At 71.3% G+C, this 14,461-nt stretch carries 13 protein-coding genes; 9 read left to right on the plus strand and 4 right to left on the minus strand.

The window, feature by feature from the left end; genetic code table 11:
- Positions 1 to 51 precede the first annotated feature (51 nt).
- Entirely contained in the window at positions 52 to 1,170 is a 1,119-nt protein-coding gene (serC, locus tag JOD51_RS02465; protein WP_204606890.1) for a phosphoserine transaminase, read from the minus strand.
- A gap of 194 nt (positions 1,171 to 1,364) precedes the next feature.
- Between serC and JOD51_RS02470 the strand changes: the two genes are divergently transcribed.
- From JOD51_RS02470 to JOD51_RS02480, 3 genes are all read left to right on the plus strand, one after another.
- Complete coding sequence (locus JOD51_RS02470; protein WP_204606891.1) at positions 1,365 to 2,060, plus strand: iron-dependent transcriptional repressor DtxR; 696 nt, start codon at positions 1,365 to 1,367, stop codon at positions 2,058 to 2,060.
- Between the two features lie 400 nt (positions 2,061 to 2,460).
- Entirely contained in the window at positions 2,461 to 3,483 is a 1,023-nt protein-coding gene (locus tag JOD51_RS17280; RefSeq protein WP_204606892.1) for a C40 family peptidase, read from the plus strand.
- A 421-nt stretch (positions 3,484 to 3,904) separates the two neighbouring features.
- Positions 3,905 to 4,399 (plus strand): HNH endonuclease, encoded by a 495-nt coding sequence (locus JOD51_RS02480; protein ID WP_204606893.1) that lies wholly within the window; start codon positions 3,905 to 3,907, stop codon positions 4,397 to 4,399.
- A gap of 100 nt (positions 4,400 to 4,499) precedes the next feature.
- On the opposite strand, the gene JOD51_RS02485 is transcribed toward JOD51_RS02480, so the two are convergent.
- Both JOD51_RS02485 and JOD51_RS02490 read right to left on the minus strand, forming a co-directional pair.
- Complete coding sequence (locus tag JOD51_RS02485; RefSeq protein WP_204606894.1) at positions 4,500 to 5,978, minus strand: PepSY-associated TM helix domain-containing protein; 1,479 nt, start codon at positions 5,976 to 5,978, stop codon at positions 4,500 to 4,502.
- A gap of 12 nt (positions 5,979 to 5,990) precedes the next feature.
- Positions 5,991 to 6,611 carry a DUF5134 domain-containing protein gene (locus tag JOD51_RS02490; protein ID WP_204606895.1) on the minus strand — a complete coding sequence of 207 codons (621 nt, stop codon included), beginning with the start codon at positions 6,609 to 6,611 and terminating at the stop codon, positions 5,991 to 5,993.
- Positions 6,612 to 6,721: 110 nt separating this feature from the next.
- On the opposite strand from JOD51_RS02490, the gene JOD51_RS02495 reads away from it, so the two are divergent.
- Genes JOD51_RS02495 through JOD51_RS02515 form a run of 5 tightly spaced genes read left to right on the plus strand, consistent with a single transcriptional unit; the run spans position 6,722 to position 12,497 of the window.
- The gene (locus JOD51_RS02495; protein ID WP_204606896.1) at positions 6,722 to 7,099 is read left to right on the plus strand and encodes a BlaI/MecI/CopY family transcriptional regulator; all 378 of its coding nucleotides are present in this window, start codon (positions 6,722 to 6,724) and stop codon (positions 7,097 to 7,099) included.
- Between the two features lie 16 nt (positions 7,100 to 7,115).
- On the plus strand, positions 7,116 to 7,928 hold the full coding sequence (locus tag JOD51_RS02500) for a M48 family metalloprotease (RefSeq protein ID WP_204606897.1): 813 nt from the start codon (positions 7,116 to 7,118) through the stop codon (positions 7,926 to 7,928).
- Between the two features lie 42 nt (positions 7,929 to 7,970).
- Positions 7,971 to 8,180 (plus strand): heavy-metal-associated domain-containing protein, encoded by a 210-nt coding sequence (locus tag JOD51_RS02505; RefSeq protein WP_204606898.1) that lies wholly within the window; start codon positions 7,971 to 7,973, stop codon positions 8,178 to 8,180.
- Positions 8,173 to 10,257 (plus strand): cytochrome c oxidase assembly protein, encoded by a 2,085-nt coding sequence (locus JOD51_RS17480; protein WP_204606899.1) that lies wholly within the window; start codon positions 8,173 to 8,175, stop codon positions 10,255 to 10,257. Before JOD51_RS02505 ends, JOD51_RS17480 begins: the two co-directional genes overlap by 8 nt.
- Positions 10,254 to 12,497, plus strand: coding sequence for a heavy metal translocating P-type ATPase (locus tag JOD51_RS02515; RefSeq protein WP_259559473.1), 2,244 nt, complete (start codon positions 10,254 to 10,256; stop codon positions 12,495 to 12,497). The genes JOD51_RS17480 and JOD51_RS02515 overlap by 4 nt, the downstream gene beginning before the upstream one ends.
- An 81-nt stretch (positions 12,498 to 12,578) precedes the next feature.
- Here the strand turns inward: JOD51_RS02515 and JOD51_RS02520 are convergent, their stop codons facing one another.
- Positions 12,579 to 13,412 carry a CPBP family intramembrane glutamic endopeptidase gene (locus tag JOD51_RS02520; protein ID WP_239539750.1) on the minus strand — a complete coding sequence of 278 codons (834 nt, stop codon included), beginning with the start codon at positions 13,410 to 13,412 and terminating at the stop codon, positions 12,579 to 12,581.
- A 311-nt stretch (positions 13,413 to 13,723) separates the two neighbouring features.
- On the opposite strand from JOD51_RS02520, the gene JOD51_RS02525 reads away from it, so the two are divergent.
- The gene (locus tag JOD51_RS02525; protein ID WP_204606901.1) at positions 13,724 to 14,434 is read left to right on the plus strand and encodes a sporulation delaying protein family toxin; all 711 of its coding nucleotides are present in this window, start codon (positions 13,724 to 13,726) and stop codon (positions 14,432 to 14,434) included.
- Positions 14,435 to 14,461: the final 27 nt, after the last annotated feature.

A 14,461-nucleotide genomic window follows, 5' to 3' on the forward strand; every position in this document is an offset into this window, starting at 1 on the left:
GCGGTACTCCGTTGCGTGATGCCGCCCCCGTTGCGTTTCGCGGAGGGCCGGCTAGCTCGCGAGGGCGGCGACCACGTGGTCGATCGCCCGCGTCAGCAGTCGGACGTCGTCCGGGTCGATCGCGGTGAAGGTCGCGACGCGGAGCTGGTTGCGGCCGAGCTTCCGGTACGGCTCGGTGTCGACGATGCCGTTCTGCCGGAGCGTGGCGGCCACGGCCTTGGCGTCGACGGCGTCGTCGAGGTCGATCGTGACGACGACCTGGGACCGGTGCGCCGGGTCGGTGACGAACGGCGTCGCGTAGTCGGACGCCTCGGCCCAGTCGTACAGCGTCGCGGACGACGTCTTCGTGCGGAGGTCGGCCCACGCCAGCCCGCCGGACTCGTTCATCCAGCGCACCTGGTCGTCGAGGAGCAGCAGGGTCGTGATCGCCGGGGTGTTCAGCGTCTGGTTCAACCGGCTGTTGTCCACCGCGTTCTGGAGCGACAGGAACTCCGGGATGTACCGACCCGACGCGGCGATCCGCTCGACCCGTTCGATCGCGGCCGGGGAGAACAGGGCGAGCCAGAGTCCACCGTCGGAGGCGAAGTTCTTCTGCGGGGCGAAGTAGTACACGTCGGTCTGGTCCACGTCGAACGCGGCACCGCCGGCAGCGCTCGTGGCGTCGACGACGGTGAGTGCGCCCGGGTCCCCGGCAGCGCGGACGACCGGGGCCATGACGCCGGTCGAGGTCTCGTTGTGCGGGTACGCGTAGACGTCGACGCCGGCGACGATCTCGAGCTCGGCGCGGGAGCCGCCCGGCGCCTCGACGACGTGCGGGGCCTCGAGCCAGGGTGCTGCGGCGGCCTTGGCGAACTTCGACCCGAACTCGCCGAAGGACAGGTTCTCGGCACGGCGCTCGATGAGTCCGAAGGCTGCGGCGTCCCAGAACGCGGTCGAGCCGCCGTTGCCGAGGACGACCTCGTAGCCGTCCGGCACCTGGAAGAGGTCGGCCAGACCCTGGCGGACGGATCCGACCAGGTCCTTGACGGGGTTCTGGCGGTGCGAGGTGCCGAGGACGGTGGCGCCGCGGGTGACGAGGGTCTCGAGCTGCGCTCCGCGGATCTTCGACGGACCACATCCGAAGCGGCCGTCGGTGGGGAGGAGGTCGGCTGGGATGACGATGTCTGCCATGGGCCGATCCTAGCGATCACGGGGGTCCGCCCGACCTGGACCGACCGGACGGGACGGCGGACCGGTGGCTGCGTGGCGGGGCCGTGGCGCGCCTCCCGTCCGCCGTGCGCGCAGAGCGGACGGCGTCGGTGCGGGCTGGTCGGTCCCAGCAAGTAGTGTGGGTCGGGCTGGGCCCGGACCATGAGAGGCGGACCGTGACCGATCTCGTCGACACCACGGAGATGTACCTCCGCACCATCCTCGACCTCGAAGAAGAGGGGATCGTGCCGCTGCGCGCCCGGATCTCGGAGCGCCTCGGCCACTCCGGTCCGACGGTGTCGCAGACGATCGCACGGATGGAGCGCGACGGCCTGGTCGTCGTCTCCGGGGACCGGCACCTGGAGCTCACCGACACCGGTCGTTCCCGTGCCACCCACGTGATGCGCAAGCACCGGCTCGCCGAGCGCCTGCTCGCCGACGTCATCGGACTGGACTGGGCGTTCGTCCACGACGAGGCCTGCCGCTGGGAGCACGTGATGAGCGAGCAGGTGGAAGTGCGTCTGCTCGAGATGCTCGGCAACCCGACGGAGTCGCCGTACGGCAACCCGATCCCGGGTCTGGCGGAGATCGGCGGCCCCACTGCTGCCGGGTTCCTGGACGGTGTGCACAACATCGTGGCCGCGACCGACGACACCGACGCCGTGGCGACCGGGGTCATCCGCCGCCTGGGCGAACCGGTGCAGTTCGAACCGGAGCTCCTGCACCAGCTGCGGTCCGCCGGCGTGATGCCCGGCCGGACCGCCAGCGTGCAGCGTGCCGGGGCGTACGTCTCCGTCCGTGTCGACGGCGAAGAGTCCGGCATCGAGCTGCCGACCGAGGTCGCGCAGCACGTCTACATCAGCGTCGACTGACCTGCAGCATCGACTGATCTGGGCGCGGTCTGACCGCCGTCTGGAACCGAGTCGGACGCCCGCTGGGTGCCTCGAGCAGCGCGAACAATACGGGGTACGAGCCGGGGGTACAAGACCCGATCCGGACCGGATGAACCGTCGCGACGCGCCTGAGGGAATCGATAACCGCCTGTGACCAGGGCTTCTTGACCGAATCGTTACCGGATCACGGTTTCATCTCGACATCATGACAGTGCGCCCGTACACTCGACGAGTCCCCGGGAGCAGCGATCGCGGGGGCCCGTGGCAGGACGTCTCACGACCCGTCTCCTGCCTGAGTCGGAAACGATGACGAACGGATGGGGTCGCACGTGCCGGTCACCCTGCTGGCTCGTGCTGACGAGGCGCCGGAGACTCCCCCTTGACCCACACCGGAACCGCCGCGGACGACTCGACGACCGCGAACCCGACGAACACCGGTGACGCCGCCGCAGCTCCCCTGACCCGCAGGGCAGCGCGCGAAGCAGCAGAGCGTGCGTCCCGCAGCCAGCTCGCCCGCACGGCGTCCACCCCGGCCCGCACGGCATCGGCCCCGGCCCGCACGGCACCCGCCCGCACGGCGTCCGGCCCGGTCCGCGCCGGCAGCGCCCTCGGTGTCGCCCGCACCGCCACGGCGACGACCCCGAAGCCGACCGCTGCCTCGCGCAAGCGCCGGTTCATGGCCCCCGTGGTCCTGGCGGTCGCCGCCGGCATGTTCGGCACGATGGCCGTCCCCGCCGCCTTCGCCAGCACGCAGCCGAACACCACCGCCGAGACGGCCCAGCAGTCGCTCGTGGCCGCCCAGTCGCAGGAGTTCGACGTCTCCGCGGCCGCCGGTGTCGCCGACACCTCGCGCGACGGCTTCGGCGCGACCTCGACCGCCGCGCTCACCGCCCGCGCGGACGCCGAGCACGCGAAGGAGGTCGAGGCCGCCCGTGCCGCGGCCGCCGCCCAGTACGCCTACAAGGGCAAGACGGCGAAGGACTACCTCGCCGACTCCACGACCTCGTCGGCCGCTCCCGCCACCCCGGCCGTGACCCCGGTCGCTGCCGGTACCCCGTTCTCGCTGCCGGCCGTCGTCGCCACCGCGAAGCAGTACATCGGCACGCCCTACGTCTTCGGCGGCGCCACCCCGGCCGGCTTCGACTGCTCCGGCTACGTCATGTACGTGTACGCCCAGTACGGCATCAACCTGGCGCACTCGGTCCCGCTGCAGGACCAGGCCGGCACGACGATCCCCACGTCCGAAGCCCAGCCCGGTGACGTCGTCATCTTCAACAACGAGGCGCACGACGGCTTCTACATGGGCAACGGCATGATCATGGACGCCCCGAAGCCCGGTGGCGCCGTGTCGATCCGACCGATCTGGACGAGCGACTACCACATCGTCCGCTTCGGGATCTGACGACCGGACACCCTCTCCGGCGTCCCGGTCCGACGCGCTGCCGTCGACCATGTGAACACCGTCAGAACCGGCCCCGCACCTCTCGTGCGGGGCCGGTTTCTGGGTTAGCCTGCACGCATCGGTTCGACTCGACCCGAACGGGAGCCCACATGTCGACGTCACGCACGACCCGCACCATGGGTCGGCGCGCGCACGTCCACATACGGACGACCACAGCCTGCATGCCTCGGCACGCGCGCGACTGACCAGAGCACTGCCCTGACGGGTGGTGCTCTTCGTGTTTGCGGACCTCCCCGCCCCGGCGGAGCGGTCCGGCCGACCCCCTGCTCGGGGAGCCGGTGGCCGTGATCACCCGCTCGACGCCGACCGGCCCGGTGCCCGTACCGCCTGGAAGCCGTCCAGGCACGTCGGAAGGGAACCCATGCGCACTCTCGTCCTCAACGCCGGTTACGAGCCCCTCGCGGTGATCTCGTTCCGTCGAGCCCTGGTCCTCGTCATGAACCAGAAGGCCTCCGTCGTGGCCGCCGACACCGTGCACCCGGTCACGGGCGCGGCCGTCAGCTTCGACCGTCCGTCCGTGATCATCCTCACCCGGTACGTGCGGATCCCGCAGTCGCGGCTGATCCCGGTGTCCCGTCGTGGGGTCCTGCGCCGCGACGCCAACCGCTGCGCCTACTGCGGCCGGAACGCGACCACGATCGACCACGTGCAGCCCAAGTCGCGCGGTGGGCGGGACTCGTGGGAGAACCTCGTCGCGTGCTGCCTGGCGTGCAACAACGTCAAGGGTGACCGCACCCCGCGGGAGATGGGCTGGTCGCTGCGCTTCCCGCCGAAGGCCCCGCACGGGTCGGCGTGGGTGGTGCGCGGCATCGAGCGTCCGCAGCCGGACTGGGACGAGTACCTGGTCGCCGCGTAGGCGGCGTCGCTACCGCGGTGCGGACGGGAGGCCCGTGGTGCGGTGACCACGGGCCTCCCGTCCGACGTCGGGTCGCCGCCACGTCGCGGCGCCGGACGCGTCATCGTCCCGGCGGAGTCGGTGTGGCTCGAGACGGGCGCGAGCGGCTCGTGACGAGGACGTCGGCGACGACGAAAGCGAGCAGGGTGACGCCGAGCGCGGGCAGGAACGCGCCGATGCCGATCGCGCCGACCGCCACGAGACCGGAGCCCCACCACGGTGCCCTCGTGAGGGCGCCGGCGGCCGGGGCCCTCCCGACGCGCTTGCCGGTCGGGCGGCGCTGCCACCACATGACGTAGCCGAGGACGACCATCACGGCGATGCCGAGCGCGGTGACGAACAGCAGGATCTGGTTCGGCAGCCCCCACATCGTCCCCATGTGCGTGTCGATGCCCCACCTGGCGAGCTTCGCGGGGAGGGAGTAGGTGTCGAAGTTCGTCTCGGACACGACGCGCATGTCCCGCGGATCGATCGCGACGGAGTTCGCCGCGGTCGGGTAGGACCGCTTGATCTCCGCGACCGTCCACGCCTGGTCCGCCGTGGTCGGTGGGGTGATCTGCACCTCCGAGGAGTGGATGTTCGCGCGCTCCGCCGCTGCCAGGACGTCGTCGAACTCCGCCGGGGTCACCGATGCCGGCCCGGCACCGGCCGCTGCGGCTGCACCGTGGTGGGCGGCGTGCGCATCGCGGGCGGGCGCGGCGCCGGCGTCGGAGAGCGCGGTGTCCAGTGTCGGGGTGCCCCAGCTGAGCGCGGAGCGGAGCTGGTCGACGTTCGCGCCGCCGTACTGGGACCAGGTGATCCCGGTCGCGGACAGGAACAGCGCACCGAGGAGCAGCCACACGCCGGTGGAGGCGTGCCAGGAGAAGGTGCGCCGGTAGCCGCGCACACCGCGCGCCGGGCGCACCATGTCCCGCTTCGCGCGGGCCTTCCGGATCCGGACCACCCACAGGCCGAGCCCGGCGAGGGAGACGACGCCGAGCCAGGAGGCTGCGGTCTCGCTGTAGAGCCGACCGACGTCACCGAGGAACAGGGACCGGTGGAAGGTGTCCACCCAGGTGCGGAACGGCAGCGCTCCGGAGGTGCCGTAGACGAGCAGGTCGCCACGGACCTCGGCGGTGCCGGGGTCGATGAAGACCGCACGGTCCTGGGAGTCCATCAGCCCCGCTTCCGCGTACATCACCCGCGTCGTGGCACCGTGCTCGGGAGCCGGGCGGACCGCGGCGAGGGTGTCGTCGGGGTGGTGTCGGTCGATGTAGGCCTGGGCCGCGTCGATCTGTTCCGCCAACGGCTTCGCCGCAGCGGCCGAGGGTGCGGTGAGCTCGTGCCGGTACAGGCCCTGCTCGATCGTCGGGCCGAGCGCGTACACGGCGCCGGAGAGTGCGGCGATGAGGATGAACGGGCCGACGAAGAGGCCGGCGGAGAAGTGCAGGCGGAGCAGGAGCTGCCCGAACCAGCCGCGCTGCTCGTCCCGCGACGGCCGAGGTGTCGTGGGGGTGGCCTGGGGTGTCGTGGCGGTGGGGCGGTCGTCGGTGGCGGTCATGGCTTCCGTTCCTCAGATCGTGGGGATGAACGAGAGCGCCATGCCGGCACTCATCAGCAGCAGGAGCACGCCGTCCAGGCGCGCCAGGGGGTGTCGCCGGATCCGTGCGGATGCGGTCAGCCGCACCAGCAGCCAGACGGTCGCGGCCGCGAACACGACGACGAGGGCCCAGCGGATCGGTGTCCAGCCCGCCCACGAGGCGTGCATGCCGTCTCCGCCGCCGGTCATGTCCATGTCCGGCATCGACATCGCCGCACCGCCGCCCATCGGCAGCATCATCACGCCCATGACGACCATCGCCGCCATCATCACCACGTGGTAGGCCACCACCAGGCGGCCGGAACCGCCGGGTCCGTGGTGCTCGTGCCCGCCGTACCGGCCGTGGCCGAGCGTCAGGACGAGGTAGAACAGCGTCGCGGCCGCGAACGCGATGACCTGCAGGACCGGCGGCGCGAGGGTCGTGCCCCACGACCAGGGCATCGCGAGCATCGCGATGCTCATCAGCACGTGGAAGACGTCGCTGAGCCGCGAGACCCCGGTGCTGCCGGGGCGGACGGTGAAGCCGAGGTACCCGACTGCCGTCACGATGAACACCACCGTCAGCAGAACGGACAGCGGCAGGCTGTGTGACACGGGGGCAGACCTCTCGTCGCAGGAGTGAGCGGCGCCACTCTACAAGTTGTAGAGATACATTTCTACGTGATGTAGAATCACGGCATGCTCGACGAGCTCCGGGGGTGGTGGTGAGTCCGCGCCGCGCGCACGGTTCGCTCGAGTCGAGCGTGCTGCAGCTGCTCTGGTCGCAGCACGCGTCCCGGACGGGCCGGCAGGTCCGGGACGCGCTCGCCGAGGACGGCGACCCGCTCGCGGCGACGACGGTCCTGACCGTCCTGGCCCGTCTGGAGAAGAAGGGCCTCGTGCACCGTGACCCGGTGACGAAGGCCTACCGCGCAGCCCTCGCTGATCCGGTCGAGTCCGCCGAGTCGATGGCGGAGGTGCTCGGCCGCTCCAGTGACCGCACGGCCGTCCTTCAGCGCTTCACGGGTGCGCTCGGCGCGGCGGACCTCCACGTCCTGCGCGTTGCGCTCGACGGTGCCGGTGACGACCCGGCGGGCGCGTGATGCACGGACCGGTGTCGTGACCGTCGTCCTCGCGCTCGTGGTCCTCGCGACCGTGGTCACCCTGCTCGCGCCGGTCGTGCTGAGCCGTGGCGTCTGGTGGGTGCACCGCCCCCGGCTCGCGCTCCGGTCGTGGCTGGCGGCGCTCACCGTCGCGGCCGGGTCGCTGCTGTCGAGCGTGGTGACCGCCGCGGTCATCGTCGTCACCCATGCCCACGTCGACGGGGTCGGTGCTCCCGTGGCCGGTCTGTTCGCCTGGTGCGGGCTCGGCGTCGCCGGCGGCGTCGGGGCACTCCTCGCCGCGAACGCGGAACCCATCTCCGCCGCGAAGCAACGGAGCGACGTCGCCGTGACGATCCTCGTCGCCCGCGCCACCGTCCGTACCGAACGCATCGGCGGCCAGGAGGTCGCCTACGTCGCCACCGCCGAGCCGATCGCCTGCTCGACCGCGGACGGACGCGTCCTGATCGCGACCGGCGTCGAGGCCGCCATGCCCCGCGCGTGCGTCCGTGCCGTCATCGAGCACGAGCGTGCCCACGTGCTCGGCCGACACGACCTGATCCGCCGGGTCGCGGCGCTCAACGCTGCCGCGTTCCCGCGCCTGCGCACTGCCCGGGAGTTCCGCCGGACGGTCGCCCTGCTGATCGAACTCGTCGCCGACGACGCGGCGGCCCGGGTGTGCGGACCAGCGACGGTCTGCAACGCGTTGGCGCTGATGGACCGCATCGATCCAGACCCGGGTCTCCACCTCCGCGCCGCGCGGCTGGCCGGCGTCAGGGTGGCGACCTGGCCGCACCGCCGACGCCTCGTGCCGGTCCTGCCGAGCCGGTGACGGTGCTCGCGCCGACGTTCTACGTCTTGTAGAATCCCTCTCATGGAGCGCTTCGAGTACCACGTCGTCGGGATGACCTGCGAGCACTGCGAACGTCGCGTCGTCGGCGAACTCGGAGCCGTCGCCGGCGTCGTGTCCGTCACCGCGGACGCCGCGACGGGCCTCGTGGTCGTCAGTGCACCGAGCCGGCCCGACACCGCGGCGGTCGCCGGAGCGGTCGACGAGGCCGGCTACGAGCTCGCCGGTGCCTGACACCCGGGCACCGCTGCACCCGGACGTGTCGACCACCCCGCTCCGCGGCGCTGCCGTGGTCCGCGCGCTGCCCTGGGTGGGAGCGGGGGTCGCCGTGGTCGTCGTCGTGGTGGCGGTCGAGATGCTCGGGTCGTCGTCGTACGTCCGGCTCAGTCGCGGTGATCCCGGCGTGGTGACCGCGATGGCGAGCGCGCTGCTCCGCCTCGTCGCGGACGTCGCCGGTGGCCTGACCGTTGGTGGCCTCGTCGCCGCAGCGTTCCTCACTCCCCGACGGTCCCGGACCGTCGTCGACAACCACCGTGACCTCGCCGTCGTCCGGCCGGCGGCCACCGTGTGGGTGACCGCTGCCGTGCTGCTGATCGCGGTGGACGCCGCTGATTCCAACGGGCAGCCGATCGCGAAGCTGCTCGAACCGGGAGCGATCGGGTACCTGGTGCAGGCCAGCTACCTGCCGGGCGCGTGGATCGTGGTGGCGTGCACCGCGGTCACGATCCTCGCCGCCGCCTTCGTGGTCCGCAGCTGGGTCAGCATCCTGCTCCTGGTCGGCATCGGGACCGTCGGGCTGCTCGCACCCGTCATGGTCACCCAGGTCCTCGTCGGACCGAACCACGACTTCGGGGGTGACGCCGCCGTGTTCGCCGCTCCCGCGCTCGGCATCTGGATCGGCGCGACCGCCAGCCTCACCCGCCGTTGGCGGAGCGGCAGACCCGGCCGGACCACGCTCCGTCGGCACCGCGTCCTCGCGCTCACGGTATGGGGCGTGTGGGTGACCGGGTCCGTCGTCATCGCCGCCGTCGAACTCGCCGGCACCGCGCCGTGGGCCGTGCCGACGGGGATCCTGTTCGCCGTCCAACTCGTCCTCGTCTCGGCAGTCGCCGGCCCGATCCTGCTCAGCACGCGGCGGTTCGACACCCCCGGCGCTCCGGCCGTGCTGTCGGCGGTGCTGTTCGTGGCGGCGGGGATCGGTGTGGTCATGACGCGGATCCCGCCGCCGGTGTACTTCGTCCCCACCGACGCGCAGCAGCTCTTCCTCGGCTACCGGGTCGACACCCCCCTCACCCCGGTCACGCTGTGGACCGCGGGCCGGGCCAACATCCTCTTCCTCGTCGTCTCCGTGGTCGGGATCGTCGCGTACGCCGCTGCCGTCGTCCGGCTCCGGAAGCGGGGCGACCACTGGTCGAACGGCCGGACCAGCGCGTGGATGCTCGGCTGGGTCACGGTCGTCATCACCACGTCGTCCGGAGTCGGCCCGTACTCGTCCGCGTCGTTCGCCGTGCACATGGGGCTCCACATGAGCCTGAACATGCTCGGTCCGCTGCTGCTCGTCCTCGGCGGTCCCGTCACCCTGTTCCTCCGAGCGACGACGGCGCACCGTCGCGACGACTTCGCCGGCCCCCACGAGTGGCTCGTGGCGCTGACGCACTCGAAGCTGCTGCGCGTGACGTACAACCCGGTGTACGTCCTCGCCGTGTTCGTGGGGTCGTACTACGTGATCTACCTCACGCCGTTCTTCGACTGGGCGATGCGGTACCACTGGGCGCACCAGGCGATGACCCTGCACTACCTCGCCATCGGGTACGTCTTCTACGCGCTCATCATCGGCGTCGATGCGCCGCCGCGTCCGTTGCCGCACATCGGCAAGCTCGGGCTGGTGCTCGCAGCGATGCCGTTCCACGCGTTCTTCGGCGTCGTCGTGATGACCAGCACCGACCTCCTCGCCGGCACGTACTTCCAGTACGTCGACGTCCCCTGGATCGGCAGCCTGGCCCACGACCAGTACGTCGCCGGCGGCGTCGCCTGGGCCGCCGGGGAACTGCCGCTCATCGTCGTCGTCATCGCCCTCGTCACCCAGTGGGCGAAGCAGGACGCCCGGCAGGCGACGCGCACCGACCGGCACGCCGACCGGGGCCTCGACGACGACCACGAGCAGTACAACGCCATGCTCGGCAGACTCACCACTCGCGACGCCACGACCGCGGCGCCGAGCGACGTCACACCGTCGGGCGCGTCCACCGATCGTGCACGCGCCGACGGCCTGCCGACGCTGATCGTCACCGACCACCGGGAGCACCCGTGACCACGACCACACCGCCCCTCGTCGGCGAACGCCTCGAGCTCGACATCGGCGGGATGACCTGTTCCGCCTGCGCCAACGCCATCGAACGCAAGCTCGGCAAGCTCGACGGGGTCACCGCCTCCGTCAACTTCGCCACCGAACGTGCGACCGTCAGCGGGCTCGGACCCGGAGACGCGTCGACCGCGATCGCGCAGGTCGAACGCGCCGGCTACACCGCCGCCGTGCACACACCCGGCGACGACGCGTGGAGCGCACGAGCCGCGGAGACCCGGACCACGACGCTCCGCCGACGCCTGACCGTCGCGGCGCTGCTGACCATCCCGCTGTGCGACGTCACGATCATCCTCGCCCTCGTGCCCGCCTGGCGGTTCCCCGGCTGGCAGGCACTCTGCGTCCTCCTCGCGGTCCCGATCGTCACGTGGGCGGCATGGCCGTTCCACCGGGCGACGCTCCGCGGGCTGCGGCACCGCAGCACGAGCATGGACACGCTCGTCTCCCTCGGCGCCGTGGTCTCGTTCGGGTGGGCGCTCTGGACCCTGTTCGTCGACCCGGCCACCACCCCGGGGTACTGGCTCGGCTTCGGCACGACCCCGGCGGGGGCCGACTCGATCTACCTCGACGTCGCCGCCGGCATGGTCACGTTCCAACTCGCCGGCCGCTACTTCGAGAGCCGCAGCCGCCGACGTGCCGCCGACGTCCTCGAAGCCATCGGCGACCTCGGCGTCACCGAGGCACAGGTCCTCGCCGACGGCGAGGAACGCACCACGCCCCTCGGCGCCGTCCGTGTCGGCGACCACGTCGTCGTCCGCCCCGGCGGCCGGGTCCCCGTCGACGGCACGGTGACGGACGGTGCCGCCAGCGTCGACACGTCCGCCATGACCGGTGAGTCCGTCCCGGTCGACACCGCTGCGGGGGACCGGGTCATCGGCGGCACCCTCGTCCAGGGCGGCCGGCTCGTCATCCGTGCCGACGCGGTCGGCACCCGGACCCGGCTGGCGCAGATGGCGGCGGTCGCCGACGACGCGCAACGCCGGAAGGCCGCGGTGCAGCGGACCGTCGACCGCGTCACGAGCGTGTTCGTGCCCGTCGTCATCGGCGTCGCCGTCGTCGTCGCCGCCGGCTGGCTGATCGGCGGCGCACCCGTCGGGACCGCCATCGCGAACGGCGTCGCCGTCCTCATCATCGCCTGCCCCTGCGCGCTCGGCCTCGCCACGCCCACGGCGCTCATGGTCGGCGTCGGCCGCGGCGGCCAGCTCGGTGTCCTGATCAAGGGCCCCGATGCCCTCGAGGCGAGCGGCCGTGTCGACACCGTCGTGTTCGACAAGACCGGCACCCTCACGACGGGTCGGATGACCCTCACCGCCATCGACACGTTCAGCACGGACGCCGACACGGCACTCGCGACCGCCGGTGCCCTCGAAGCGGCGTCGGAACACCCGATCGCGACCGCCGTCACCGCCGCGGCCGGTGGACGGTTCGGCACCCCGGGCCCCGTCGAGGACTTCGTCGCACACGCGGGCCTCGGCGCCTCGGGATCCGTCGGCGGCCGGCGCTGCGTCATCGGCCGGCGTGCGCTCCTGGAGGACACCGGAGTGGTCGTCGCCGCCCGGGTCGCCGCCGTCGTCGCAGAACGGGAAGCGTCCGGCGCGACCGTGGTGCTGCTCGCCGTCGACGGTGCGGTCGCCGCGGTCCTCACCGTGCAGGACACGCTCCGGCCCGGTGCCGTCGAGGCCGTCACGCAACTGCGGGCGCTCGGGCTCCGCACCGTCCTGCTCTCCGGCGACTCGGAGACCACAGCCGCGGCCGTCGGAGCGGAAGTCGGCGTCGACGAGGTGATCGCCCGTGTCCTGCCCGACGAGAAGGCCGGGCACGTCGAACGGATGCAGGCGGACGGACACCACGTCGCGATGGTCGGTGACGGTGTCAACGACTCCGCGGCGCTCGCCACCGCGACCCTCGGCATCGCCGTCGTCCAGGGCACCGACATCGCCATGAAGGCCGCCGACGTCATCATCGTCCGCGAGGACCTCCGCGCGGTCGTCGACGCCGTGCAGCTCTCCCGCAGGACGCTCCGCACCATCCGGGTCAACCTGGTCTGGGCGTTCGGCTACAACATCGCGGCGATCCCACTCGCCGCCGCCGGCTTGCTCAACCCGCTCATCGCGGCGGCAGCGATGGCGCTCTCGTCCACGCTGGTCGTCTCGAACAGCCTCCGACTGCGCTCCTACGGGCGGTCGTGACGCGCGTGCCCCGGGGAACGAGACGACCACCTCGGTCTCTGGACGGCCTTCCTGGCACATCCCGGTCGACCGTCAGCAGGGTCAGTCGTCGACCTGATCCTGCTGCGCCCGAAGCGCGGAACCGGAGGTCCGGGATGACGAACTCGGGAACGGCTCCAGTCGAGCAGGCGCGAACTGTCCCACGATGACGAGTGCCGTGATCACGATGGCGGCGGCGGTCCAGGTACCCGCTCCGAGTGGCCCGGCGAGTACCGGGTCGACCCGATCACCTGCGGAAGAGAACAGCACCACCAGGTTGGCGCTGGCGTTGAGGGCACCGTGAGCGAAGACGGGCGGCCACACCGAACCGCTGCGGAGGCGCAACCAACCGAAGAGGATCCCGACGGACACGGAACCGACGACCATGAGGAAGACTCCGAAGACGTTCGGCTGTTCGAAGTTGTACCCGAGCAGGATGAGCGGGCTGTGCCACAGACCCCAGATCGCCCCGCTCACGACGAGCGAAGGCCACGTCCCGATCCGGGATCGCAGCCGTGGGAGGAGCCAGCCGCGCCACCCGACTTCCTCGCCGAACGTGAGGAGTCCGTTGAACAGGGCGCCGATCGGGATGCTCACCAACTGAACGATCGCGATCAGTTGCAGCGGCGCTGCGTCGGCGGCTCGGCCTGCTGCGGCGCGGAGGGTTTCGCGGAACCCTGACAAGTGCTCTAGGTCGAGACGGACCCACCCGAAACCTGCTGCGATGAACACTCCGATCGCGATCAGCAACGGAGCGCCAGCGACAGCGATGATCGTCAGCCCCAGGACGCGTTTCACGGGGCGCAGCGGCCACATGCCCAACTCGCGAGCGGTTGCGCCAGGTCGCTGCCGTCGCACCGATGCCACCACGAACACTGCAGCCGCCGGCGTGTACATGATCGCCGGCAGGAGAAGCGGAGCCACGGGTGACGCGAGACCGGCGCTGCTCGTCCAGAGCGGAAGCGCGACCAGCCAAGCGCCTCCGGAACTCACCACGAGGAAGGTCGTCAGGAGGACCCAGAAGGGTGTCCGGTGACCTCGCGCGAGTGTCACGTGCTGCTCACCGGACATGTGTTCTCCTCCCGCCGGGGGTTCTCGAGCCTGTACCGACCCGCGCTGGCGTCCTGCTCACCGGCAGCCGTCCACCGCAGATCTGCGCACGAACCACAGTAGACAGGTGGTTCCGCTTCGGTACAAGGAGATGTACCGTGTTCGTGGGGTTGCAATGTCGCGACTGGGGACAGAACCATCGCTGCACCTCATGGATTCGAGGGGAAACCATGAAGATCTCACGCACCATGATCACGTTGTCGACTGCCGCGGCTCTCGTCGCTGCGACGACGATCTCGGCGGCACCAGCCACGGCGGCCGACACCGCACCGGCAGCCCGCACCGTGGCCTCCACCACGACGGGCTCGCTCCACTACTCCGACCGCGACATCGTGGACTTCCTCGTGTTCGGACGTGGAGCCATCGCGACGGAGCAGCCGGAGCTCCTGAAGCAGATGAACATCACCACGGTCGCAGAGGCCCCAGCCTCGGTGACGGATCGTCTGCTCTCCGATCTCGAGTCCGTCGACCCGGCATTCCACAGCCGCGTGACGGCGGAGGCTCAGGCCGGTGACCCGTACAAGGCGGAAGCGTCGATCAGGGCCTTCAGCAAGGACGTGGAAGCAGTCGCGGCGAAGTACCAGGTGTCGCAGAAGACCGTTCGTGCGGCGTCGACCGCGGCAACCGCCAACGGGCAGGTGTACGCCTTCTCGAACTACGTCGTCAGCGTCCAGGTCGCCCTCACGGCGTCTCTCGCTGTCAGCGTCATCGGCGTGGTGGCGGCGCTGGCGGTCTTCGCTTACCAGAAGCCAGGGGACTCCTCCGCGATCGCACGCGAGGGATACGCCAGCTCCTGGGCATCGCTGTAGTCGGCATGCTCCAACGCAACACGACGG

The sequence above is a fragment of the Curtobacterium herbarum genome (assembly GCF_016907335.1).
Lineage (GTDB): Bacteria > Actinomycetota > Actinomycetes > Actinomycetales > Microbacteriaceae > Curtobacterium > Curtobacterium herbarum.

Excerpts from the sequence above, each read along its gene's own strand:
- serC (WP_204606890.1), bottom strand. The coding sequence starts at position 1,170 with ATGGCAGACATCGTCATCCCAGCCGACCTCCTCCCCACCGACGGCCGC.
- JOD51_RS02520 (WP_239539750.1), bottom strand. The coding sequence starts at position 13,412 with ATGTACACGCCGGCGGCTGCAGTGTTCGTGGTGGCATCGGTGCGACGG.
- JOD51_RS02485 (WP_204606894.1), bottom strand. The coding sequence starts at position 5,978 with ATGACCGCCACCGACGACCGCCCCACCGCCACGACACCCCAGGCCACC.
- JOD51_RS02505 (WP_204606898.1), top strand. The coding sequence starts at position 7,971 with ATGGAGCGCTTCGAGTACCACGTCGTCGGGATGACCTGCGAGCACTGC.
- JOD51_RS02480 (WP_204606893.1), top strand. The coding sequence starts at position 3,905 with ATGCGCACTCTCGTCCTCAACGCCGGTTACGAGCCCCTCGCGGTGATC.